Genomic DNA, 24,762 nt, shown 5'->3' with positions numbered 1-24,762 from the left:
CATGAATACCACATCCCGCATCCGCAGAGCTGCGGCCTGCCTGCTTGCCGGCATGGCCCTGTCCGCGCACGCCGAAACCTATCCATCGAAGCCGGTCACGCTAGTGGTGCCGTTCACTCCGGGCGGCACCACCGATATCCTCGGGCGCATTGTTGCCGACGGCCTGGGCCGCAAGCTTGGTAAGCCCGTGATTGTCGATAACCGCGGCGGTGCTGGCGGCAACATCGGAGCCGCGATGGTGGCCCAAGCAAAACCCGATGGCTACACGCTGCTGATGGGCTACAACGGCACCAACGCCATCAATCCCTCACTGTACAAACGATTGAGTTGGGATCCCATCAAAAGCTTCGACCCGATCTCCACCGTGGCGCGCGTCAACAACGTCGTGGTGGTTTCGCCGTCGCTGCCGGTCAAGACCCTTCCCGAGCTTGTCGCCTACGCCAAGGCCCACCCGGGACAACTGAACTATGGATCAGCAGGTGCCGGCAGCATCTTCCATTTGGCAGGGGAAATGCTGTCCCGTCAGGCCGGTATCCAGATGTCGCATGTGCCTTACAAGGGCGCGGCGCCTGCGCTGAGCGACCTGATGGCCGGTCAGGTCCAAGTGATGTTCTCTACCATCCCCACCGCGTTGCCGTATATCAAGGCAGGCAAGCTGCGCGCGATTGGCGTGACCGGCCAGGAGCGTTCGCCGATATTCCCGGACCTTCCCACTGCCCGACAAGCGGGCTTCCCCAATATGGTGGTGGACTCCTGGTTCGCGGTGTTCGTGCCGAAGGGTACCTCGCCCGAGATTGAGGCAAAACTCACCGCGGCTGTGAAGGAGGTGATTGCCGATCCTGCCATTGCGCGAAGGCTCGAGGAGCAAGGCGCGGAGCCGAAGGCTTCTAGTCCAGCCGAACTGGCCTCCATGCTCGCCACTGATCTGAAGGCCTGGAAGACGGTGGTAACGGAAGCCCACGTAGCGATCGACTAGGAACAGACGGCGATAGCGCCTCGCCTTGAGGCGCGGATGGATGCAGCGGTCTCGCTCGACGATTGCGTGACAGGGGAGCGTCTCATTCCCGCGCAGTCTCGAAAGGCGTCCGCGTTAGGCGTGTGTAGCTCCGGACCAGGGCCTGCTCGAGGCTCTGGACCTGCTTGGTGACCGGTGGACGCCCCCTAATTGCATGGCTTGGCTTCTCCGCCACAACCGGGAAAACCCACTGGTGACAGTGAAATCGAGCGCTACACGACCAGTTGATATGTTTACCCTATTGATAGCTTCTGCTATTCGGAATTTACAGATCTAACTCTATCGCTGAAAGTCCGATATGGCAGTGCAGCCGTCCCCGCGGGTAGGCCGAGGACCAGAGAAAAGGAGCGCGCGCCGCCGGAGCGCCATGGCGCAGGTAGTGCGCGCGGGCCGCTCCGTCGCCGAAGTTATGCACGAGTGGGGATCCAATGGCATCAACCCCAGAGAGACAGAATTAACAAGGGAACTGATCGCATGGTTCGTGCATCGATCGAGGCGATCCAGCGATGCTGTCATACGGATGTCGACTGAGAGCGGCAGGCGAAGCGTCAACACCCATACTAGCGAAAAGAAGGCGGAGACAGATATGACTCGCAACATGAAATCCATAGCCTTGCTGTTCGGCCTCACCGCAATGGCCGCTCATCCTTTCGTGCATGCTCAGGGGGCGTGGCCGGCGAAAACAATCACATTAGTGTCGCCGTACGCCCCCGGCGGCACCACCGACGTGCTCGCGCGCCTGCTTGCGGCACGCTTGCACGAACAGCTAGGACAAACGGTCATCGTGGAGAACCGCGCGGGGGCGGGAGGCAATATCGGCACAAACTATGTGGCCAAGGCAAAGCCAGACGGCTACACGTTCCTGGTCGCCTCCAGCGGTCCTATCGTAATCGCCGGTGCGCTATATCCGAAGTTACCCTACAAGCCTGAATCCGATTTCAGCTCCATCTCCCCGCTGGCCAAGGCCAGCTTCGTTGTGGCGGTAAATGCCAAGTCCGGTATCAGTTCGCTCGGCGACCTGATTGCGAAGGGCAAGGAAGGGAAACTTGCCTTTGGCTCAGCAGGTTCCGGCTCGCCACAGCACATCATCGGAGATGATGTTCGATGTGGCCGCCAAGGCCAAGCTGCAACACATCCCCTACAAAGGATCCGGTCCACTGCTCAATGACCTAGCCGGTGGCCAAGTGTCTCTGGCCTTCGAGAATCCCTTGCCCATCATGCCGCAGGTCAAGGCTGACAACATCAAGGTGCTTGCCGTGACGAGCAGCCAACGCTCGGCGGTATTCCCCGATATCCCCACGCTCGCCGAGAGCGGCATAAAAGGCTTCGATGCCCAGCCCTGGTATGGCCTCTTTGCGCCCGTAGGCCTGCCCACGCCCATCGCTGCACCCATGAACGCGGCCGTGCGGACTGTGCTGGCGGCGCCCGAAGTCCGAGCACAGCTGGCTGGGCTAGGCGTCGAGCCGATGACCATGACCTCGCAGCAATTTCATGCATTCGTCGCCAGCGACATCGTGAAATGGAATGGCGCCGTGAAAGCCTCCGACGCCACAGTAGACTAGCCCATGTGAGGTCCGCATCTGCGAGCGACGGATCTACGCCTCCGCTACCGCTTCGCACCGGCACGGTCGGCGGTTGCCTAACGCACTCTTCGCTCAGGCCGCAGCAGGCCGAATCGGTCGCGCAACGTTTTACCTTCGTACTCCTTGCGGAAAAGGCCGCGGCGCTGTAGCTCCGGAACGACACTGCTGGCAAAGTCTTCCAAGCCGCCAGGCAGATACGGGGCCATGACATTGAAACCGTCAGCGGCGCCATTCTCGAACCACTCCTGCATTTGGTCTGCGATCTGTGATGCAGTTCCGGCGATAGACCAATGGCCCCGTGCGGTCGCAACACGATGATAGAGTTGGCGAATCGTCAGTTCCTCCTGTCTTGCAAGCGTGGTGAGGAGCAGAAACCTGCCTTTCGCGCCGGCCGGCTCCGGCAAATGTTCAGGAAAGGGGGCATCGAGGTCGTAACCGGAAAGATCCACACCACCCAGTTGCGCCGACAAAAGGCCGATGCCAACCTCGGCTGGCAGCAACTCCTGCAACTGCTCCAGCTTCTCCCGCGCATGCGCCTCGCTCTGGCCGACCATGGCAAACAAGCCTGGCATAACAGCCAGTTCGTCCGGTTGGCGACCATACTTGGCAAGACGCCCTTTCAGCGCGCCATAGAATGATTGCGCACTCGACAGCGACTGCTGAGCAGTAAAGACGATCTCGGCGGTTCTCGCCGCGAGTTCCTGCCCCGTCTCGGACGATCCTGCCTGGACGATCACGGGCTGCCCCTGCGGTGAGCGGGCAATATTCAAGGGGCCTTTCACCTGATAGTGCTTGCCTCGGTGGTCGATAGACTGCACAGCATCAGGGTCAAAGTACCGCGCCGTGGCCTTGTCGTAGTGAAATGCATCGTCGGCCCAACTGTCCCACAAGCCGCGCACGATATCGACGAACTCTCCCGCACGCTCGTAGCGCAACGCATGCTCTCGCTGCTGATCGAGGCCGAAGTTCTTCGCTTCCGTCTCTGTGGCCGAGGTGACGACATTCCAGCCCACGCGCCCCTTGCTCAGGTGATCCAGGGAAGCGAATTTCCTCGCCACGTTGAAGGGCTCGTTGTAGCTTGTCGAGACTGTGGCGATCAGCCCGATGTCTTCGGTGGTCACAGCGAGTGCTGCCAGCAGCGTTAGCGGCTCAAACGTATTGGCTCGTGCGGTTCGCTGCTGTACGGCAATGTTCTCTCCGCTGCCACCGGCGTTCACACCGACGTGGTCCGCGAGGAATATCGCGTCGAACTTTGCTGCCTCGGCGATCTTTGCCAGGTGTTGGTAATGCTTGAAGTCCACGGCCGCGCTCGCTGGCACCTCGGGGTGGCGCCATGCGGCCACATGATGGCCCGTGTGCATGAGGAATGCATTGAGCCTCATCTTACGTTGGAGGGAAAGTTGCATCGAAATACTCGGTAGTGGCGATAAACGGATACCCGTGTCAGCAGGCATAGTGTGAGTGCCCGGGTGCAACGCTCAGGCTTAGTCGTTCGTGATATTCGCGTCGTGCGCCGTGCGCGCCCACTTGCTAACTTCCGTCTTTACGAACGCCTTGAACTGCTCGGGACTTTGCCCTACAGGTCGAGCACCGGATTCCGTTATTGCCTTGATAACATCTGGGTTCTGCAAGGAAAGACGGACGGCCTCGTTCAGTTTGGCGACGATCCGCGCAGGCGTATTGGCAGGCGCAAAGATGCCAGTCCAGTTGTAAAAGACTACCGATGGGAAGCCGGATTCCGCCGCAGTAGGCACGTCCGGCAATAGCGGAGATCGACTCTCCCCGGTGACCGCAAGTGCCCGCAGCCGCCCCGCGCGAATCAGTTCCGGAGCGCTGGGAATGGCCGGAGAACCCAGCGTCGCCTCTCCGGCAACGACCGCGCGCACGGCCTCTGCGGGGCTTCGGTACGGAATATGGACCATGTCCAACTTCCCGTTTAGCCGCAGCAGCTCAACTGCGAAACGGGAGCCGCTGGCGTTCCCTCCCGTGGCGTAGGTCAAGGAGCCCGGCTTGGCCCGGGCACGTTGGGCCAGTTCCTTCAGGCTGGTTAGGCCGGAGCTCGGGCTGACCACCAACACCAAGGGAGCATCATTGATCTGGCTGACGGGCTCAAAGTCCTTGATAGCATCGTACGCATGACTCTTGTCAATGCTGGAGATCAGCCCATGCGTGCTGACTGACCCAACAAGAAGCGTATAGCCATCGGGAGCGGCATTCGCCACCAGCTTCGCCGCGATGATGCCACTCCCACCTGCCCTATTCTCGACAACGATGGATTGCCCGAGCCGATCGCTTAGCGGCTTGCTCAGCACTCGCGCCATGATGTCAGCGACGGAGCCCGGTGATTGCGGAACGACCAACCTGATTGGCTTATCCGGATAGATGTCAGAGGTGTTTGCGAACGCCGGCAACGCAGCCCCAAAGAGAGCAGAGGCGATCGCCGCGCATGGCAGCGGGAGTTTCTTCATAGCGGTCTTCAAGCGATGCGGGGTCATTAGTGCGGCCCGCGTGGCCGCACTCGCGTAGTGAGTGGTGACTACCTATCAGTCAATCTGAAAGATCGCCTGATCCACCCAAGTGCGCGGCCAAACGCCGTCAGCAATCTGCTGCGCCCAATGCGCCTCGACGTCGACCTGTGCCCGCGCCCTCTCGATCACGAATGCCGCGTCGGCACGCGGCAGGACAATTACCCCATCATCGTCACCCACGACCAAATCCCCAGCAGCGATCGATAGCCCGCCCACTGAAATCGGATAGCCAACCTCACCGGGTCCTGTCTTGTACGGGCCATTGGGAGTGACACCTCGCGCCACGACGGGTATTCCAAGCCTCCCCAAGCCGACCAGATCGCGCACCGCACCATCGATGACTATGGCCGCAATCCCACGCGATTGCGCATAGTTGCCCATCATTTCACCGAGAATGGCATTCTCCAGCGCGCCGCCGGCATCGCAGACGATGACATCACCAGGCTGCGCGACGTCGAGGGCCTTGTGCAGGAAAAGGTTATCTCCCGGTCGGACCCGAACTGGGAACGCCGGCCCGGCGAACTTGCGCGCTTCTCTCGAGTAGTTTTTGTAGCCCCCTGGGAGGCTGTAGAGGCGATGTGACACATCGCCGATGACGGCCACCGGAATGTCTCTCGCGCGCGTTGCGATGTGCGCCGGCACACGCTCAAATGTTGTGTTTACTCTGTTTCCAATCTGCGATTTAGACATTGCTTGTTCGAGGCCATGGGGCCTGCTCTCACCATTGAAGAGCCACATGATTGCATCTAAAATGTTTTTTTCTAAGTCGGTTAACCGCATAGTTATCCTCGTTTACTGGATCATCCCATTACACTATGTGCAATTTACAAACAATTTGCGGTATGATTCGAGGCACGGTCCGGCAGCGTAAACTTGGGCCACAGCAGCCAATCACTCCAGTGGAATCGAGCGTGCCCTATTCACTTCTCATCAGTCCAGAACAGCTCGCCAACCTGGCGAACGCCTCTGTTCCCCACATCGTCTTCGATTGCACCGCCGACCTGACGGAGGCCAGCCTCGGGCATCAACAATATCTAGATAGCCATATCCCCGGCTCGATTCACGCGGATTTAGACCTCGCGCTCAGTGCTAAGGGCTATGCCGGGGGAGCTCCAGCCTCCGGCGGCCGACATCCTCTGCCCGCTCGAGACAGGTTTGCCCAGTGGCTTGGCGATGTCGGCTTCTCCAACGAGATGCAAGCCGTTGTCTACGATCGAAACGGCACGAATTTCTGTGGACGGCTGTGGTGGATGCTGAAATGGGTCGGCCATGATGCAGTCGCAGTGCTGGATGGGGGCCTACAGGCTTGGCATAGGGCGGGAGGTGCCATTGCAAGCGGCATCGAGGCGCAGCGAGAGCAGACGACATTTGCGCTCGGCAATCCATTACGCGCACTGGTCGACGCACAGCAAGTTGCTGCGAATTTGGACACGTTCGCGCAAACGCTGATTGATGCCAGAGTTCCGGCGCGCTTTCGAGGAGAAGTCGAACCGCTAGACGCTTACGCGGGGCACATCCCCGGCGCACTGAACCGCCCGTTCTCGGCAAACCTGGAGGAAGACGGCAGGTTCAAGAGCGCGGAACAACTCAAGGTCGAGTTCCAAGCCTTGCTGGGGGATCGCGACTTCAGGACGGTAGTCCATCAGTGTGGAAGTGGAGTGAGCGCGACCCCCAACCTGCTCGCCATGGAGATCGCGGGCCTAGGACCCACAGCGCTCTATGCGGGGAGTTGGAGCGACTGGTGCAGCGTCCCGAGTCGTCCGCGAATTCGGGGATAGCACAATACGTGTTACGGCACATTCGGCTAGCCTCAGTCACTGGCTAACCCGACATAGCGTACGATACGGGCGCTTACACGTGGCATCCGGGCGATCCGCCAGGGCGTAGGTCTTGCACCTCCCATGAGCATTGCTGGAGGCATTCAATCCATCCCAAACCAATCACTATGCGCGGCGCTACAAGAGATACCTACGCCACCCTTCGAAGAAAGATCATCCTGGGTGAATTCGGTCCCGGCGAACGGTTGAAGGAGCAATCCCTGGCGGAGGAACTCAATGTCAGCAGGACACCGATCCGCGTCGCTTTCCGACGCCTTGTCGAAGATGGGCTAGTCATTGCAGAGCCAAACCGTGGTGTCATCGTGGCTGCCTGGACGGACCGTGACAATGACGAGATATTCGACCTGCGCATCCTGGTGGAATCCCATGCGTCTCGCCTCGCCGCCAGACGACGGAAGGAGGAGCATATCGCTGAGATGCATGCTCTTAACCTACGAACCGCAGACCTGATCGAGAAGAAGCCCGAAGATTTCCTGACGGAACTGCAGCAAATCAACCTACGGTTTCACGAAGTCGTTCTACGAGCCGCAGCATCACCACGCCTCTCGGCATTCACCCAGCAACTCCTTGGGGTGGAGCGTGTGATCGGCGCCTTCTTTTACTACACTGATACCGAACTTGAGGACAGTTTGCTCGATCACCAGGGGATCACGCGGGCCATCGCGCGCGGAGAGGCTGAATTGGCTGGCGCGCTCGTCGAGGCGCATATTAGACGGACCTGGGAGAAGCTTCGGACTCAGCGGCAGCCCCAAGCCGAACCAGCGCCAGAAGCGTAGGAAGGCTCAATGGACGTGGTCCTGCTAACGCTCCCCATGTTTGGCATTGTCTTCGCTGGCTGGTTTCTGGCGGCGACGGGCTTGGTTTCCGAAAAGGTGGGCGATGGCCTCTCCGAGTATGTATTCTCCCTTGCTGTCCCCGCACTGATCATCGAAACCCTCACCCAATCTGGTCCAAAATCGTCCGTTTACATTGGCTACTGGATCGCCTACTTCGGTGGTTGCGCTGTTGTCTGGACGGTGCTCTCTTTTTCCTTGATCCGCCTTTCCAGGGCAACGCGCGGGCGTGAATCCATCGTCTGTGGATTTGCCTCCAGCCAGTCGAACACTATCTTCTTCGGCGTACCGATCATCCTCGCAGCCTTTGGGGAAGCTGGCAGAGTCCCACTATTCCTGCTGCTAGCGGTCCATTTACCGCTCATGATGGCGGCCGCAACACTCTTGGTCGAACCCGGAGATGGACGCCCCCTCTGGCTGCGGTGTACTTATATGGCCAAATCGTTGGCGCGGAATCCAATTGTGGTGGCACTCGCCATAGGTGGATTGCTGCGCGCAGCGGACCTCGCGCCGACCGGGGTATCGAAATCGATCGTGGGAGCATTTGGTGCTACAGCTTCGACATGTGCCCTATTCTCTCTAGGCGTCTCCATGAAACGATATGATGTTCTGCAAGGTATCAAGGGGGCGATACTGATTGCTTTGGGAAAACTGGTACTGCATCCTTTGCTTGTGTGGCTAGTCGCCTTCCATGTCTTCTCAATGCCACCCGCCTATGCCGGCGTCGCAACGCTCTTTGCAGCCATGCCCGTTGGGGTTAACTCGTATTTGCTTGCGGCCCGCTACCGCGCGGGTGAGGCGGTGGTCTCTTCAGCTATTGTGCTCTCCACGGTGATTTCCGTGCTAACCATTCCATTCTGGACGCGATGGGTTGTTCCGACTCAATGAACTGCGCAACCTCTGCAGGTCGTGCCGCTTCCAATGCCAGACCTGAACGAGCAGTACCGACAGAGCCATTTTTCCCGACCGAACACGTTCTTATCAGTCTGACCGCTTCAACTCACCTGGCTTGTTCGGCGTAGCCCTGGGTCGTCTCAGCTCTGTGTCGCTCCCAGTACGGCGGCCGCCCTGAAAGGCGCTCCACGCCCCCCGTGGCCACGTGATGTCGATGAGCGCATAGATGATATCTTCGGGCGGGCGCGGCCTGCGCGATACTGTCTAGCAGATACTCCTTCGTGATGACGGGCCGTCCCGTGATCTCGGCGACCCGCAGCGGCGCACCGCGGCCGGCAGAATGCCAACAATTGCAGAGGGAGTTAAGCTAATTCGCGGCCACCGGCTGCCTCAAACGGCGACAGTCTGGGCCGCTTCGTCCAACCGCCCGATTTGCACGAGCACATCCCTCGCCCGCCGCGAGAGAAACTGGCCGCGCGCGGCCAAGACCATGGGCCGATGAGACCGATCTAAACGCGGCGCTCCGATAACTCGCTCGTACTGTGCAATCTGCATACTGATTGCAGTCGGCGCAAATATGGGCTGTTCGTACCCGCCGGAACGCCACCCCCTTTGATCGAAAGGTTGAATGCTGAACTGAACCGTCTTCTGCATGAGCCCGCCATTATGAATAAGCTTGGTGAGATGGGATCGAGCGGTGTGAGCGGCTCCACTCTCCAGTTCCAGACGCATATTGCCAAGGAGCTGCCGCTTTGGGAGTCGCTGGTTAAGCGCTCAGGCGCAACTGTAGACTGACCCCAGCAGGGAAGTCGGCTCTGCTGGGCAAACTCTGCAAGGCCGGATGGGTGATCCGCCCTCACCCATCCTTTCCCATTTAGAAAGGGTGCTTGAGATTTTTTTAATACGCAGAGATCGATTCCCGCCTCATCATGCTTGTCGGACTATCGCGTCCCCCCAAAAAAAATGGAGACAAAAGTGAGGAAGACAAGCTTGAGCCTGCGACTGGCCCTGGTTTTGACATTGACCGCCTGCGGCACCGCACCCATCCCGCCGTCAACCGGCAATAGCGTCCTGACGGAGGCCGGCCGAATCTCGGGTACCGGCGATGACGTTCATACCTACCGTGGGATTCCCTATGCGGCCCCGCCGACAGGCGAACTTCGGTGGCGGCCGCCTGCACCTGTGGCGCCGTGGAGCGGAATACGCGATGGTGGCACAATCGGACCCGATTGCCCCCAACCCAGCGAGTATCCGGAACTACGCGGCTCAGGCATGAGCGAAGACTGCCTCCGAGTCAACGTCTGGTCCCCTGCCCGACAAGGGGGCGATAAGCTTCCCGTGATGGTTTGGATACACGGCGGAGGATTCACCTATGGCTCCGGCTCGCATCCCTCTTACGATGGCGAAGCGCTGGCGCGACGCGGCGTGGTGGTTGTCACCCTTAATTATCGTCTGGGCTTGCTAGGATTCATGGCCCATCCGCAGCTTACCGCCGAGTCTGCAACACACAGCTCCGGCAACTACGGGCTATTGGATCAAGTCGCCGCGTTGAAATGGGTCCAGCGAAATATCGTCGCATTTGGGGGCGACCCTGCGAAGGTAACGGTGTTTGGGCAATCAGCCGGCGCCCATTCCATCAGCGCACTGCTTGTCTCGCCGCTCAGCCAGGGATTGTTCCAGCAGGCCATCATGCAGAGCGTGGGCGTCATGCGCCCCACGGCTACACTGGCCGAGGCCGAAGCGTATGGCGCCTCATTCGGGCCGGACATTAGGGCACTGCGCGACCTACCGTCTGAAGTCCTGGTGGAACGCCTACGCAACGCGCCCCCCCAAGAGGCGACCATGACCTCCGCTCGTGCGCTAAGTATCGTGGAGGATGGCTATGCGATCCGCACGCCCGACCGTGTCGCCTTCGCCGGCGGCCAATTCAGCAAGGTGCGCATCCTCGTCGGCAACAACGAGAACGAAGGTGGCGGTGCCACTCGACAACTTTCGGTCAAGACAGCAGAAACGTTCGAGAAGTACTTGGCACAGACGTTCCCAGGTTATGAACGTGCCGCGCAGGCTGTGTTCGGCACTTCCCGCGATAGCGAAGTCGGCCAGGGCTTGTCAGACCTTTACAGCGACACGCAGTTCCGTTCCGGTACGCGCGAGATGCTTCAGGCCGACGTGAAGTATGGCGCCACGGCGTACCGCTATGTGTTCAGCCGCCACCGCAATGATGCTCAGCAGGCACCGATCCACGGCGATGAGTTGCAGTTCGTCTTCGACAACCTGCGCGCCCCGCATCGCGGTCGCATGCGGCCCTTCAATGCCACGGATGAGCAGGTGGCTCGCGATATGGCCGATGCCTGGGTACGCTTCGCACGCTCTGGCGATCCGGGCGGTGGGAGCCTGCCCGCATGGCGACCGTACGAAACCACCACGGAGCCGTTCGTGGAATTCGGCACGGCGCCTCATGACCGCCAAGGCTACGACACGCCGAGATTGAAGCTCATCCGAGACTACTACACAGCCCAAGGCCGCACGCGCTAGCGCTTCAACAGATGCTAGTCACGCCCCAAGTACATCGGGGCGTGGCCTTCGTCGTACCACAAGCGCCAACGCCTCGCAGAGCAGGACATCGTGGGTGCCTAAGCCGCTGCTACTGCAGTTCCGCTTCTAGTGGCGCGGGACGAAAAACCGCCCTGTGATCGCGGCGGCTGACATGGGGGCTGGTCACTGCCGACTCTGCCCAGTCAAACCGGTCATGCTGAGTCCGACGGAGTCTATTGCTGCTTCCGCTTTAGTGATTCATGGATCGGCATTGAGCCGTCTTCTTCAGCCGCTGTTGCGCAGGCCCGCCGCCACCCCGTTGATGGTCAGGTGAATGCCGCGCCGCACGCGGATGTCGTCACCGTCCTTGCCCGAGCGGTAGCGCTTGAGCAATTCCACCTGCAAGTGGTTGAGCGGGTCCAGGTAGGCGAAGCGGTTCTTGATGGAACGCGCCAGCAGCGGATTGTCGGCGAGGCGCTCGTGGCGGCCGGTGATCAGGGCCAGCATCTCGCACGTCAGATACCACTCGGCGCTGATGCGCGCGAACACCGTCTTGCGCAGCGCGGCGTCTTCGCACAGCTGGGCGTAGCGCGAGGCCACGGCCAGGTCGGTCTTGGCCAGCACCATGTCCATATTGGACAGCAGCGTGGTGAAGAACGGCCAGGTCTTGACCATGCGGCGCAGCGTGGCCACGGCGGCCTTGTGCGCGCGCTCGTCCGGCGCCTCGTCCAGCAGCGCCTTGACCGCGCTGCCAAAGCCGTACCAGCCCGGCAGCAGCAGCCGGCATTGCCCCCAGGAAAAGCCCCAGGGAATCGCGCGCAGGTCTTCGATGCGGCGCTGCTTCTTGTCCATCAGCTTGCGCGAGGCCGGGCGCGAACCCAGGTTGAGGTCGGCGATCTCGGTGATCGGCGTGGTGGCGAAGAAGTAGTCCTTGAAGCCGGGCGTGTCGTACACCAGGTGACGATACGACGTGAACGCGCGATCCGAGAGCTGCTGCATCACGGCCTCGAACGTCGCCAGGTCCTTCGGCGCGTTTTGCGTCGGCAGCAGCGAGGCTTCCAGCGTGGCGGCGATCACCGTTTCCAGGTTGCGCCGGCCGATCTCGGCGTTGGCGAACTTGCTGTTGATGATCTCGCCCTGCTCGGTCAGGCGGATCTGGCCGTTGACCGTGCCCGGCGGCTGCGACAGGATGGCCTGGTAGGTCGGGCCGCCGCCGCGGCCAACGGTGCCGCCGCGGCCATGGAACAGCCGCAGCTTCACGCGGCGCGCCTCGAACACCTGCACCAGTGCCAGCTCGGCCTTGTACAGCTCCCAGTTGGAGGTCAGGAAGCCGCCGTCCTTGTTGGAGTCGGAGTAGCCCAGCATCACTTCCTGCTCGCCGCCATGGTGGGCGATCACCGAGGCAAAGCCCGGCAGTTCCAGCAGCGATTGCATGATGCCGGCAGCGTTGCGCAAGTCTTCGATGGTCTCGAACAGCGGGATCACCATCAGTTCCGGGCGCGCCGGGCTGGTCTTGCTGCCCAGCGTGCCGTGCAGCATGCCGGTTTCCTTCTGCAGCAGCAGCACCTCGACCAGGTCGGACAGCGTCTCGGTGTGCGAGATGATGTAGTTGCGGGCCACGCGCGCGCCATAGCGGGCGCGCAGCTCGCGCGCCATGTTCAGGATGGCCAGCTCGCTGCGGGTCTGCTCGGAATAGGCATGCCAGGGCAGCGTCAGCAGGCGCGGCTGGCGCAGCTCGGCCAGCAGCAGTTCCAGCTTGCGGGCTTCCGTCAGGCCGGCATAGTTGGCCTCCACGCCAGCTGCGGCGAACAGTTCCGCGATCACCGCCTCGTGCACGTCGGAGACCTGGCGCATGTCGATCGAGGCCAGGTGGAAGCCGAACACGGCGATGGCCTTGGCCAGCGCATCGATGCGGGTGCGTGCCAGCGCCTCGCCGTGGTGGGCGCGCAGCGAGTCGATCACGACCTGCACGTCGGCGGCAAAGGATTGCGCGTCGGCATAGGGCGCGGAGTCGGCCACCGGGTGGCGCGGCGCGGCCTGCCCGGTGACGGCCTGGCAGGTTGCCGCCAGGCGCGCATAGATGCCGATCAGTGCGCGGCGGTACGGTTCGTCGGCGCGATGCTCGGAGTGGTCGGGCGAGGCATCCGCCAGCGCCAGCAGTTCCGGGCTGGCCTCCACCATCAGGCTCGACATCGACAGTTCGGCGCCCAGCGCGTGGACTTCGTCCAGGTACCACTCCAGGATCAGCGACGATTGCTGGCTGGCGGCGTGCTGCAGCGTGTCAGCGGTGACGTTGGGGTTGCCGTCGCGATCGCCGCCGATCCAGGAGCCCATCTGGAAGAAGGGCGCGAGCTGGGTAGAGGCGGCCGGCGCAGCCTTGCTCTTGCGCGTGGCGGGAAACACCGCGGCGATGTCCTCTTCCAGCTCGCTCATCAGTTGCGGGATGCCGCGCAGGAAGCAGGTGCGGTAGTAGGACAGCGCATTCTCGATTTCGTCCACCACCATCAGCCGCGTATTGCGCAGCATGCGGGTCTGCCACAGCGTGGTGACGCGCGCGCGCAACAGCGCGGTGTTGTGCTCGCGCTCACGCGCGGTCATGGGTAGGTCGCGCTCGGCCAGCAGGCGGGCGATCTCGCGCTCGGCGTCGAGAATGCTCTTGCGCTGGACTTCGGTCGGGTGGGCGGTCAGCACTGGCACGATCAGCGCTTCGTCGAAGAACTTGCGCAGTGTCTTGCCGGTCACGCCAGCCGCGTCGATGGCCTGTAGCGCATGCGCCAGGCTGCGGCGGCGATCCGGCCAGCGCGTGCACGCGACGGCGGCGGTTGTGGTGCTGGTCCTCGGCGATATTGGCCAGGTGCGAGAAATAACTGAAGGCGCGCACCACCGAGTTGGTCTGGTCGCGCGACAGGCGCTTGAGCAGGCGATCCAGCTCCGCGCCGGCGGCGCGGTCGTTCTCACGGCGAAAGCGCACGGCGGTCTGGCGGATGGTCTCGACGACCTCGAAGGCGGCTTCGCCTTCCTGCTCGCGCACGCAGTCGCCCAGCAAGCGGCCCAGGAAGCGGATGTCTTCGCGCAGGGGCACGTCCTTGTTGCCGCTACGCTTGACCTCAGCACCTTCCGTTGATGCACTGGAATCGGTGCCGACCGGCAAGAATGCCTGGGCGGGAGCCGAAGAGCGGGCCTGGGCGTCAGCACGCCCGCCGGTGAACCCGTGTCGGCGGGAGGGACGTAGGGCTTGCTGCGTCATGCTGTTTCCTTTTTCACTTAGCGCTTTCGGTCACATCCGCGCGGCGACTGCTGTGCGTCGACGTTGGCAAATTCAAAAATCAATGCGTGAAGAAGCACCCACGCCACAGAGGCCCCTTGGCGGTGGTATGGAACAGAACGAAACCCCGTCAGAGGCGAACGGGTTCTAGACCAAATGCCGCCGCCAGGCGTCGGTCACATCTACCGAGACGATCAGGTTGTTGGCCGCGAAGGCGCCCTGTTGCCCACCGGCCGGCACTGCGGCACGTCCTTCAAAACCGCCGCGGCTAATCTTCTGGCGGATTGCCAAGTTTCCTTTGCCAGGGGTTGGACGAGCAAGAGAGAGTCAGACAGTCATCGCGTGCGATGTCCGCGCATCTCCCCCAGTGCTCTGGCTGCACCACAAGGCAGTGTTCTGCGACGCCGCGACTTGATTCCGCTTAGTCCGCCCGAATATTGGCATCCTTGATCACACGCGACCATGTGGCAAGCTCCTTCTCAACGAATTTGCCGAGTGTGGAAGGATCCATGTACGCGGCGAACGCGCCCTGCTCCTCGATTTTCTTTCGGTAAGCCTCGCTTTCGACGATGCGCTTCACCTCCATTGTCAGCCGCTGAACGATGGCCGGTGGCGTTTGGGCTGGCGCGAACAGGGCGAACCAGGACTCCACCTCGTAGCCGGGCAAACCGGCCTCGGCCGTAGTCGGTACGCTCGGCATCGACGGATGCCGTTTGGGACCGGCGTAGGCAAGTGCCTTCAGCTTCCCGCTCTGCACGTGACTGATCACGCTCGGCGGCGTGGTGATGAACATGTCCACCTGACCGCTGATCAGGTCGGTAATGACTGGCCCTGCCCCTTTGTATGGAACATTGGTCACCTGGACCTGAGCCTGCCTGCCAAACATCTCGCCAGCTATATGCTGGATCGAGCCGTTGCCGGATGAGGCATAGAACAGTCCCTTGCCGTTCGATTTTCCGTAAGCAATCAAGCTCTTCAGCGATGTGACCGGCAGCTTGCCGCTGACGGTAATTACATGCGGCGCTCGCATGACCAGGGCCACCGGTGCGAAGCTTGAAGGCTTCCAGCGAATTTGGGGAAACAGCGCCGGGTTACCCACGTGGTAGCCCGAGTACTGCAATAGGAGCGTATAACCATCCGGTGCCGCCCGTGCCACCGCCTCGGTGCCGATGTTTCCGCTCGCCCCGGGCCGGTTGTCGATTACCACAGGCTGATGCAGCGCCGCCTGCAGTTGCTCACCGATCAGGCGCGCCACGATGTCGGTCGATCCGGCTGGTGCGCTCGGCACAACGATCGTGATCGGCTTCACCGGGTACTCTTGGGCCTGCGCTGCAGGCCCTGTGGTCAACGTGGAAAGCGCGGCAGCGGCCGCCAGGAATGTGAATTTCATATGATGTCTCCTCGTCTCGTTCGATGTTGTATGTCGCGGGCAAGGTGGCGTGCTAGACGTCCGTGCCAGGCAAAACCGTTCGCCCGAACTTCTCTTCGACCAGGGCCGTCAGTCACGCAGCCAGCCTGGCCTGTGCGCGATCGCTCGCCCATGCCACATGCGGGGTACAAAGAAGGTTGGGAATGTCCGCCGCCAGTAGCGGGTGCGTCAGCGGCGGCGGCTCGACCTCGAGAACGTCGATGGCGGCGCCGGCGATCTCCCCATATCTGAGGGCATGAGCCAGCGCAAGCGGATCCACCAGCGCGCCCCGGCCCGTGTTGATCAGCACCGCATCCGACTTCATGCTTTCAAGTTCGGACGCGCCGATCATGCCGCGGGTCTCTGTCGTCAGTGGTACATGCAATGTCAGCGCGTCGACCTTCGGCAGCAGCGTTGCCAGTGGCAATTCATCGCCACGGCAGGGGCAACCCGGAGTCTGCGCAAACCATACTTCCATCCCCAGACCACGCGCCATACGGGCGGCAGCCTCGCCAATCCTTCCGCGCCCCACCACGCCGAACACGCTCCCGCCGACGTCGCGAATCGGCGGCCCCACCCAGCAGAAATTGGGCGATCTCGACCACGTACCGTCAGTAGCAGCGCCGGCATACCGAACGATGTTCCGGCGTAGCGCGAAGAGGGTGGCAATGACATGTTCCGCAACAGAATCGGAACCGTAATCTGGCACGTTCCTGAGTTCGATTCCGAGCCGCTCAGCTGCCGCCGCATCGATGTTGTCAGTACCTGCTGCTGCCACGGCAATCAGTCGCAAGGCCGTGGCAGATTCCAGGCTTTGCGCATTCAAGCGGACCTTGTTGGTGATGACGACGCTCGCCTGCGCAATCCGTTCACCTACCTCGGCGGGAGCGGTGGTCGGATAGGCAATGTACTCAAAGCCTGGCAACTTAAACTCCAGCTCCCGCGGCAACGTCGACGCATCAAGAAAAACGATTTTCATCTGGTCTAATCCAAGTTGGTTTGCGTAGCACAGACGCAAGTGGCCGACTCCAGCGCACCGGCGCATCGCACCAGGAGATGCTGGCGTCATGCCCCGGACAAAGCCGCGTGAGGAGTGCGTGCTTAAGTCGATGCGACAGGTGGAAAGCAAGTCATCGGTCGGCTGCACGAGCGGGCGTCCCGCTTGGTGCGGTGGCCGCAGCGGCCGGGTCCAGGAGAGGGATGCGGCGCGTGACAAAGAACAGGATCACCACAGCGAGGACGCCGAATCCCGCGATCAATTGCAGGCCTCCGTCGAAACGGCCGGTAGCATCCTTGATCAGGCCGACAGCAAACGGATTTACGAAGCCCGACAGGTTGCCGAGCGAATTGATCAGGGCGATGCCCGCCGCCGCCGCCGGCCCGAGCAGGCGCGGGGCAACAGTCCAGAACACCGGCAAGGCGGAGAACACACCGAAGCTGGCCACGCACAGCAACGCGAGCTTGCCGGTGGGCGTAGCCGCCAGAGTGGAGCCTGCGAGGCCGATGGCGGCAACGCCCAGCGGGAGCAGCAAATGGAAGCGGCGCTCGCCCGTCATGTCGGAATGACGGCCCCACAAGACCATCCCCGCAGCACCCGCCACGAATGGCAGCGCGCTGACGAATCCCACCTGTTGGATCGTCAGGTCGAAGGCACGCACGATCTGCGGCAAGAAGAAACTCAAGCCGTAGTTGAAGCCGGTCACGCCGAAGTAGGCAACCGCTGTTGCCAGGATCACCGGGTTTCGGATCAGGTTGAGAATGCCATGTTCGACTACAGCAGAGCGGGCGGAGCGCTCGCAGGCGAGCGTCGATTCCAGCCACTGCCGCTCATCGTCTTCCAGCCATTCTGCATCGCGGGGCGTATCGCGCAAAACATTCATCACAACGAAGGCAAGCAATACCGACGGCACGGCCTCTACCAGGAACATGATCTGCCAGCCGGCCAGCCCCAGCCAGCCATGGAGGCTCATGAGCCAGCCGGACAGCGGCGAGCCGATCACGCTTGCCAGCGGCATCGCCGCCATGAATCCCGCGATCACGCGCGCCCGGTAGGCGGTCGGCACCCAGAGCGAGAGAAAGAACACTACCCCTGGAAAGAAGCCCGCCTCGGCAGCCCCGAGCAGGATGCGCACGGCGTACAGCGACCACTCCCCCTGAACGAAGGCAGTGGCGGCAGAGCAGATGCCCCAGGTCAGCATGATGCGGGCAATCCAGCGGCGCGCGCCGACACGTTCCAGAATGATATTCGACGGCACCTCGAAAACGAAATAGCTGAGGAAAAACAGCCCCGCCGCAAGCCCGAACGCTGCGTTGCTCAGGCCGAGATCGCGGTTCATTGTCAAAGCCGCAAAGCCCACGTTCACGCGATCAAGAAAGGCAACGACAAAGCAAATGGTCAGCAGTGGGACGAATCTGCGCAGGATTTTGCGTATCGTCCGGGATTCGATATCAGTCATCTCTGTCTCCTGTATGGTGACGGTGCAGGTGGCGGCCGGACTCTTTGTCCCGTTGCCCCTGTCCCGGAAACCTTCTATTGCGCCCTCATAAGAGGCGTCTTTTCCTGTGCGGCAGTTCGAATCCGGGAATGGGGCTGTCAAAAGCGCGAATATGCTCATCCAGGAGGCAGCCAAGGAACGCGGTCTTCATATCGCTGCCGCCGAAAGCAATGCTCGAAACATTCCCCAGCCGGGAGTGCCCTGCAGTCTGCATGTCCTCGTGACGCAATGCACTCGCGCGGATGCCCTCCTCCACGCGGGCGGCATGATTCGGGTCGGTATCCGCGACGACGACCTGCACTTCACCATCCGGCCGCACCAGCAGGACCCGGTTGCTAGCGATGCACGTGAGCCACAAGCCGCCGAATGCGTCAAAGGCTAGCCCGTCGGGCAAGTCAGCTCCGCCAAACTGTGCAACCGTCTCGCGCCTCCCCAACTCCGGTGAGGTCGATGGTCCCAACAGCGGAAAGCGGCTCAAGCGCTGGGCGTAAGTCTCGTTGACGTAAAGCCAGCGGCCATCCGGGGACACCGCAACTTCGTTGGTATAACCCAGTCCGTCAGCGACCAGGCGGGGTCCGTTGGAATCAATCACGCCAATGAAGCCGTCCTTGACCTCACGGTTCCATGCGAGGCTGCGGGGAATCTTGCGGGTACTGACAGTGAACCAGAGCACGTCGTGCTCGTCGACCATGAGGAAATTGCTCGGCGGCAGTGCGACGCCATCCACCGCATCAAGCACGGTCCCGAGCCGGCCCTGTCCGTCGACCGAGAACAAACCGCCGTAAGCTGATCCGAGATCTGCGAACAGAACGCGCCCATTGGGCGCGAGCGCAATCCCGTTCGGCACATAGGCACGCTCGCCACGCGGATCGATCAAACGATGCCGCACTGTCCCGAGAGCGTCGACCAGTGAGTAGCCGCCGTCGCCGTGCGCAGCGATCAGCGTGCCGTCATCGAGGGCCAGCACGCATTCTGGCCGCTTCAGGCCGCTGGCGACAATGCGCAGGTCGCTGAACGGCACATGGAATTCACGAGAAAGTGGATACGTCGAGAGGGTCACCTTCCGCACCTCAACCGATCAGCTCGGAGATCTCGATCAGATTCAGATCGGGATCGCGCACATAGACCGAGCGGATCTTCTGTGTGGCGCCGGTGCGCTCCACCGGCCCCTCGATGATCGGCCATTGGCATTGCTGCAGATGACGAATGACGGCATCCAACGGCACAGTCGCGATAAAGCAGAGATCGAGCGCCCCCGGAACCGGCAGGTGCGCTTTCGGCTCAAATTCGGCGCCGCGCTGGTGGAGGTTGATCTTCTGGTTGCCGAATCGGAATGCAATACGCCCGGCGCCGAAGGTCTCCAACTGCATCTGCATGACCTCGGTGTAGAAGCGCTTGGTTGCCCCAAGGTCCACGCAGGTCAGGACAAGGTGGTCGAGATGGTCGATGAGCGGCATGTCAGGCTCCGGGTTGGGTGGTATCGCCCTCGGCGCCGAATGCCCGTTGTTCGGGTATCGCTTCGGGTGACGGCATGGGATGCAAATCCAGCCGGCGCCCGGCCTTGAGCAACTGGCTGGGGACGTCGTGGCCGACCAGCCCCGGCAGCAAAGCGGAGGCCGAGAGGATCGCGGCTAGGTCCACGCCGGTGTCGTAGCCGTCGAGTTCGAGCATGTGGACCAGTTCCTCGGTGCAAACGTTGCCGGTGGCGCCTGGCGCATAAGGGCATCCACCTAGGCCGCCCAGCGAGGCATCAAAGCGGTCGATGCCCTGGCTTAGTGCGGCCAGCGTGTTCGCCAGTGCCATGCCGCGCGTGTTGTGGAAATGCAGCGTCAGTTCGAGGTCAGGGAATCGCTCTCGTGCAGCTCCGCACAGCGCGGCGACCTGCGATGGATAAGCCATGCCGGTGGTGTCGCAGAGCGTGACGCCGTGCACGCCGAGATCCGCGAAGCGCTGCATCCAGCCGAGCACCGTCTCGGGCGGTACATCGCCTTCCATCGGGCAGCCCAATGCGGTCGACAGCGAGACGTTGATCGCGGTTGGCGTCTGTCGGACAACCCGAACAACGTCACTCAGTTGCGAGAACGACTGCTCGCGCGTCATGCGCAGGTTGGTCTTGTTGTGGCTCTCGCTCACCGACATGACGAGATTCGTCTCATCGACGTTGCAGGACAGAGCGCGCTCCGCCCCGCGCACATTCGGCACCAGAACCGTATAGACGACGCCCTTGCGGCGCGCAATACGATGCATCACGGCTTCGGCATCGCGCAGTGCCGGGATGGCTTTCGGCGAAGTGAAGGATGTCACCTCGATCTTGGCGTATCCGCACCCGCTCAGTTGGTCGATCAGCGCGACCTTGGCATCTGTGTCGACGAATTTCGCCTCATTCTGGAAGCCGTCACGCGTGGCGACCTCCTGGATGTACAAGCGCTTCCTGTTCATGTCCGTCTCCTGTCAGATGATGCCGCGCGCACGCCATGCGTCCCGCGTTTCGGCACCGATGCCGAGGTTCGCCAGAACCTCGTCCGTATGCTGGCCCAGTGCCGGCGCAGGGCGCGACAGCTTGCCCGGCGTCTCGCTGAGCTTAGGCACGACGCCGGGCAGTTGCACGGGCGTGCCATCGGGCAACTGTGCGTCGAGAATCATGTCCCGCGCGTGGTAGTGCGGATCGCTGGCAATGTCGGCCACGTCGTAGATCTTGCCGGCGGGAATACGGGCGTCGTTAAGGACCGCCAGCACGTCATCGAGCGGGTGCTGTGACGCCCAGGCGGCGATGGCGGCGTCGAGGCGCTCGACCTGCTGCACGCGCCCATCGTTTTGCGCTAGCGCGGGATCGTCGCGAAGATCCGGTCGGCCGATCGCTTCCATGAGCCGCCGGAAGATGCCATCGCCGTTGCCTGCAATCAGCGCATACTTACCGTCGCCGCATCGGTACGCATTGCTGGGCGCAATGCCCGGCAAGCTGCTGCCCGCGGGCTGCCGCACAGCGCCAAATACCGAGTACTCCGGCAACAGGCTTTCCATCATGTTGAAGACCGACTCGTAGAGCGCGACGTCGACCATCTGACCCTGCCCGCCATTGGCGTCACGATGGCGCAGCGCAAGCAGGATGCCGATGACGCCATGCAGCGCCGACAGCGAATCGCCAATGGACACGCCAACTCGCACCGGCGTGCGACCCGGTTCGCCGCTCAGGTGGCGCAAGCCGCCCATCGCCTCGCCGACCACCCCGAAACCGGGGCGATCGCGGTAGGGACCACTCTGCCCGTACCCGGAGACGCGCAGCATCACCAGGCGCGGGTTCAGCGCATGCAGCTCTTCCCAGCCCAGCCCCCAGCCTTCGAGCGTTCCAGGCCGGAAATTCTCAATCAGCACATCGCTCTGCATGACCAGTCTGCGGATCACGTCCTGACCCTCCGGCGAGCGCAGATCGAGGGTGACCGACTGCTTGTCGCGGGACTGCGCCTCCCACCAGACCGAGGTGCCTTCGTGCAGCAGCCGCCATTTGCGCAGCGGATCGCCCGTGCCGGGCGGCTCGATCTTGATCACGTCGGCGCCGAACGCGGCCAGCATCCGGCTAGCGAACGGACCGGCAATCAGCTGCCCCAGTTCCAGCACCCGCACAGCTGTCAGCGGCTTCGAGATGGTTGTCTCCATGTCTGTCTTCCTTGTTTCTGGAATTGATCTTCGGCCAAAAGCCGGCGCTTGATAATCATTGAATCTTCAATCTCCCTTTCCCAAATGGAAAAGGACCTTCGAGCACGCGTGAGCGGCTGCCTTAGGAATCAAATATCGCCCTGGCCGATTGAGGCGATCCGGAGCAGATTGGTAGTGCCGGGCGTGCCGAACGGCATGCCCGCGGAGATCGCGATGGTGTCGCCCTGACGCACAAAGCCCTCCCGTTCGGCAGTCTCGCAAGCGTGCGCGGTCATTTCGGTGACGGTCCCGACCTCGTCGACCACCACCGCATGCACGCCCCAGGCGAGCGTCAATGCGCGCGCCGCCCGCAAATTGGGCGTCATGCCAATGATTGGGGCGTTTGGCCGCTCGCGTGACATGCGCAACGCCGAGTAACCGGAGCTGGTGTAGGCAACGGTCGCGGCGACTCGAAGCAAGCCCACCACGGCACGCATCGCCGCCCCAATGGCATTGGCCGTATCAGGGCTTGGCGCGGTGCGCGAAGCGTCAATGACTTCGCGGAAATATGGATCGACCTCGGTCTGCGCGATGATCCGGTCCATCACGCTGACGGCTTCAACGGGGTGCTTTCCTGACGCAGATTCGGCGGACAGCATGACGGCGTCGGCCCCATCGTAGATGGCGGTGGCCACGTCCGACGCCTCCGCGCGCGTCGGCACCGGTGCCGTCACCATCGATTCGAGCATCTGCGTGGCAACGATAACGGGCTTGCCGGCCTTGCGGCAGGCCTGGATCACCCGCTTCTGGATCGCCGGCACCTGTTCGGCCGGCATCTCCACACCAAGGTCCCCTCGTGCCACCATCACTGCGTCGGTCTCATCCACGATCGACTGTAGCTCAGCGATGGCGGCGGGCTTTTCCAGCTTTGCGACGATGCGGGCGCGGTCGCCCACAATTGCCTTGAGTTCGCGGATATCGTCCGCCCGCTGAACGAACGATAGCGCGACCCAGTCGACTCCAAGCGACAGGCCGAAGTCCAGGTCCGAGCGATCCTTCTCGGTCAGCGCCGACAAGGGCAGCACGACCGTGGGCACATTCACCCCCTTGCGATCCGAAAGCACCCCGCCCTCGATCACCTCAGTCTCGGCGAAGTCCTTGCCTGGCACGACAACGCGCAAGCGAATCCTTCCATCGTCCAGCAGCAAGTCTGCGCCGGACTCAAGCGCAGCGAAGATCTCCGGATGCGGCAGCGCCGCTCGCGTGACATCGCCGGCGAGATCAGCTTCTTGATCGAGCCGAAAGCGTTGCCCTGGAACCAGGGAAATCTGTCCATCCTTGAACTTCCCTACACGGAACTTTGGCCCCTGCAAATCCAGCAGCACACCGATGGGCCGCTTTACCTCAGCCTCGAGCTCACGGAGCAGGTGCAGGCGCCCACGATGGTCGTCGTGGGTACCGTGGCTGGAGTTCAGCCGGAACACGTCGGCTCCCGCGAGGAACAGCTTGCGCAGCGTCACGGCATCGCTGCTCGCGGGTCCAACGGTGGCAACAATCTTGGCATGGCGCGAACGATGCATGGGTCGATTCTCTTCTCTGGTTGGCCAGCGGCTCCCGCTCATCAGAATCCTATGAATGGGTTATGACGGGGCGATACTCAGGCTCGGCAGCACAATTGACAATGCTTGCTTGCTCCACTAGCCTTTCCTAACTTTCAAGGCAAAAAGGGCAGTTCCGAGCCCCCGCGCGGCATCACTAACACCGGATACCCCGTGATCAATCCCACCCATTTCGATCTGCAATCGCTGCGGATTTTTCTGCTGGTCGCGCAGACGGGCAGCCTCACCAAGGCAGCCGATAAGTCCCACACGACCCTATCGGCGCTCAGTAAACGCATCTCCGACCTCGAACGTACCGTCGACTGCGCGCTGTTCCTGCGAGTGCGCCGCGGGCTTGAGCTCACGCCGGCGGGCGAGGAACTGGTCCACCACGCGCGCGGCGTACTCGATACCGTCAATCGCATGGCGGGCGACATGAGCGACTTTGCGATCGGCGTCCGGGGCCACGTGCGTGTGTGGGCCAATACGTCGGCGGTGATCCAGTTCCTTCCCGCCGATCTCGCAGCATTTCTTGCCGCCCAGCCGCTGATCCGCATCAGCCTGGAGGAACGTCTGAGCCAGGACGTGATCGCGGCATTGGCCAGCGGCGAAGCCGACCTCGGCATCTTTGCCGACAATGTGCCTGCGCACGACATTGAGAAATTCGCCTATCATCGCGACCGTCTCGTGGTGTTGGCGCCCAAGAATCACCCGCTGGCAGCACTGGACGAAGTCAGCTTTGTCGACACGCTCGAGTACGATTTCGTGGGGCTAAACCAGGGCAGCTCCCTGCTGCAGCGGCTGACGGACGCTTCGGTCGCGCTGGAGAAAGTGCTCCGCTTGCGTATCCAGGTCAGCAGCTTCGATGCCATCTGCCGGATGATCGAGGCCGGGCTCGGGATCGGCGTGCTGCCCGACGGCGCTGTCAGGGCAGAGATCCTCGGCGCCGGCCTGCGGGCGATTTATCTGACAGACCCGTGGGCGTCGCGAACACTTTGGCTTGGTGTTAAGTCCGAGACAGGCCTGCAGCCAGAGGCCGCCAAACTACTCGCACATCTTCGCAGCATAGGTGCGGCGGGAACCACCGCCTGAAGGCGAAAATTCCTGTATTGAGCGTTAGGCAAGGCAGATAGCCGA

General features: G+C 62.0%; 20 protein-coding genes and 1 pseudogene. 8 read left to right on the top strand and 13 right to left on the bottom strand.

Annotated features, from left to right (window positions below; all coding sequences use genetic code 11):
* Window position 1: 1 nt before the first annotated feature.
* From ACX12D_RS37150 to ACX12D_RS37140, 3 genes are all read left to right on the top strand, one after another.
* Window positions 2–976, top strand: a complete 975-nt coding sequence (locus ACX12D_RS37150) for a Bug family tripartite tricarboxylate transporter substrate binding protein (RefSeq protein ID WP_459376817.1) — start codon at window positions 2–4, stop codon at window positions 974–976.
* A 625-nt stretch (window positions 977–1,601) separates the two neighbouring features.
* Window positions 1,602–2,183 (top strand): Bug family tripartite tricarboxylate transporter substrate binding protein, encoded by a 582-nt coding sequence (locus ACX12D_RS37145; protein WP_459377439.1) that lies wholly within the window; start codon window positions 1,602–1,604, stop codon window positions 2,181–2,183.
* Entirely contained in the window at window positions 2,122–2,577 is a 456-nt protein-coding gene (locus ACX12D_RS37140; protein WP_459376816.1) for a tripartite tricarboxylate transporter substrate-binding protein, read from the top strand. The genes ACX12D_RS37145 and ACX12D_RS37140 overlap by 62 nt, the downstream gene beginning before the upstream one ends.
* A 77-nt stretch (window positions 2,578–2,654) precedes the next feature.
* On the opposite strand, the gene ACX12D_RS37135 is transcribed toward ACX12D_RS37140, so the two are convergent.
* The 3 genes from ACX12D_RS37135 to ACX12D_RS37125 all read right to left on the bottom strand — a co-directional run bounded on the left by ACX12D_RS37135 (window position 2,655) and on the right by ACX12D_RS37125 (window position 5,906).
* Complete coding sequence (locus tag ACX12D_RS37135) at window positions 2,655–4,004, bottom strand: LLM class flavin-dependent oxidoreductase (protein ID WP_459376815.1); 1,350 nt, start codon at window positions 4,002–4,004, stop codon at window positions 2,655–2,657.
* A 78-nt stretch (window positions 4,005–4,082) separates the two neighbouring features.
* Window positions 4,083–5,066, bottom strand: a complete 984-nt coding sequence (locus ACX12D_RS37130; protein WP_459376814.1) for a Bug family tripartite tricarboxylate transporter substrate binding protein — start codon at window positions 5,064–5,066, stop codon at window positions 4,083–4,085.
* A gap of 75 nt (window positions 5,067–5,141) precedes the next feature.
* Window positions 5,142–5,906, bottom strand: a complete 765-nt coding sequence (locus ACX12D_RS37125) for an RraA family protein (RefSeq protein WP_459376812.1) — start codon at window positions 5,904–5,906, stop codon at window positions 5,142–5,144.
* 131 nt (window positions 5,907–6,037) lie between these two features.
* Here ACX12D_RS37125 and ACX12D_RS37120 point away from each other — a divergent pair, with 131 nt between their 5' ends.
* From ACX12D_RS37120 to ACX12D_RS37105, 4 genes are all read left to right on the top strand, one after another.
* Entirely contained in the window at window positions 6,038–6,904 is an 867-nt protein-coding gene (locus ACX12D_RS37120) for a sulfurtransferase (protein WP_459376811.1), read from the top strand.
* A gap of 167 nt (window positions 6,905–7,071) precedes the next feature.
* Window positions 7,072–7,740, top strand: a complete 669-nt coding sequence (locus ACX12D_RS37115) for a GntR family transcriptional regulator (protein ID WP_459376810.1) — start codon at window positions 7,072–7,074, stop codon at window positions 7,738–7,740.
* 9 nt (window positions 7,741–7,749) lie between these two features.
* The gene (locus ACX12D_RS37110) at window positions 7,750–8,685 is read left to right on the top strand and encodes an AEC family transporter (RefSeq protein WP_459376809.1); all 936 of its coding nucleotides are present in this window, start codon (window positions 7,750–7,752) and stop codon (window positions 8,683–8,685) included.
* A gap of 969 nt (window positions 8,686–9,654) precedes the next feature.
* The gene (locus ACX12D_RS37105; protein ID WP_459376808.1) at window positions 9,655–11,226 is read left to right on the top strand and encodes a carboxylesterase/lipase family protein; all 1,572 of its coding nucleotides are present in this window, start codon (window positions 9,655–9,657) and stop codon (window positions 11,224–11,226) included.
* A 285-nt stretch (window positions 11,227–11,511) separates the two neighbouring features.
* Here ACX12D_RS37105 and ppc read toward each other — a convergent pair.
* From ppc to pyk, 10 genes and pseudogenes are all read right to left on the bottom strand, one after another.
* Window positions 11,512–14,473, bottom strand: a pseudogene (gene ppc, locus ACX12D_RS37100) (phosphoenolpyruvate carboxylase).
* 165 nt (window positions 14,474–14,638) lie between these two features.
* Window positions 14,639–14,782 carry a hypothetical protein gene (locus ACX12D_RS37095; RefSeq protein WP_459376807.1) on the bottom strand — a complete coding sequence of 48 codons (144 nt, stop codon included), beginning with the start codon at window positions 14,780–14,782 and terminating at the stop codon, window positions 14,639–14,641.
* 130 nt (window positions 14,783–14,912) lie between these two features.
* On the bottom strand, window positions 14,913–15,881 hold the full coding sequence (locus ACX12D_RS37090) for a Bug family tripartite tricarboxylate transporter substrate binding protein (RefSeq protein ID WP_459376806.1): 969 nt from the start codon (window positions 15,879–15,881) through the stop codon (window positions 14,913–14,915).
* 112 nt (window positions 15,882–15,993) lie between these two features.
* Window positions 15,994–16,878 (bottom strand): NAD(P)-dependent oxidoreductase, encoded by an 885-nt coding sequence (locus tag ACX12D_RS37085; protein WP_459376805.1) that lies wholly within the window; start codon window positions 16,876–16,878, stop codon window positions 15,994–15,996.
* A 151-nt stretch (window positions 16,879–17,029) separates the two neighbouring features.
* Window positions 17,030–18,355, bottom strand: a complete 1,326-nt coding sequence (locus ACX12D_RS37080) for an MFS transporter (RefSeq protein ID WP_459376804.1) — start codon at window positions 18,353–18,355, stop codon at window positions 17,030–17,032.
* 85 nt (window positions 18,356–18,440) lie between these two features.
* Window positions 18,441–19,454, bottom strand: a complete 1,014-nt coding sequence (locus ACX12D_RS37075) for an SMP-30/gluconolactonase/LRE family protein (protein ID WP_459376803.1) — start codon at window positions 19,452–19,454, stop codon at window positions 18,441–18,443.
* A gap of 10 nt (window positions 19,455–19,464) precedes the next feature.
* Entirely contained in the window at window positions 19,465–19,851 is a 387-nt protein-coding gene (locus ACX12D_RS37070; protein WP_459376802.1) for a VOC family protein, read from the bottom strand.
* A 1-nt stretch (window position 19,852) separates the two neighbouring features.
* Window positions 19,853–20,833 (bottom strand): hydroxymethylglutaryl-CoA lyase, encoded by a 981-nt coding sequence (locus ACX12D_RS37065; protein WP_459376801.1) that lies wholly within the window; start codon window positions 20,831–20,833, stop codon window positions 19,853–19,855.
* A 12-nt stretch (window positions 20,834–20,845) separates the two neighbouring features.
* Window positions 20,846–22,048 (bottom strand): CaiB/BaiF CoA transferase family protein, encoded by a 1,203-nt coding sequence (locus ACX12D_RS37060; RefSeq protein ID WP_459376799.1) that lies wholly within the window; start codon window positions 22,046–22,048, stop codon window positions 20,846–20,848.
* Between the two features lie 128 nt (window positions 22,049–22,176).
* Window positions 22,177–23,607 carry a pyruvate kinase gene (gene pyk / locus ACX12D_RS37055; RefSeq protein WP_459376798.1) on the bottom strand — a complete coding sequence of 477 codons (1,431 nt, stop codon included), beginning with the start codon at window positions 23,605–23,607 and terminating at the stop codon, window positions 22,177–22,179.
* Between the two features lie 192 nt (window positions 23,608–23,799).
* Between pyk and ACX12D_RS37050 the strand changes: the two genes are divergently transcribed.
* Window positions 23,800–24,717 carry a LysR family transcriptional regulator gene (locus ACX12D_RS37050; RefSeq protein ID WP_459376797.1) on the top strand — a complete coding sequence of 306 codons (918 nt, stop codon included), beginning with the start codon at window positions 23,800–23,802 and terminating at the stop codon, window positions 24,715–24,717.
* Window positions 24,718–24,762: the final 45 nt, after the last annotated feature.

Source organism: Cupriavidus sp. PET2-C1, assembly GCF_054515855.1.
The sequence above is the reverse complement of the archived record's forward strand: the minus strand, read 5'-3'. Positions and strand labels throughout refer to the sequence as shown.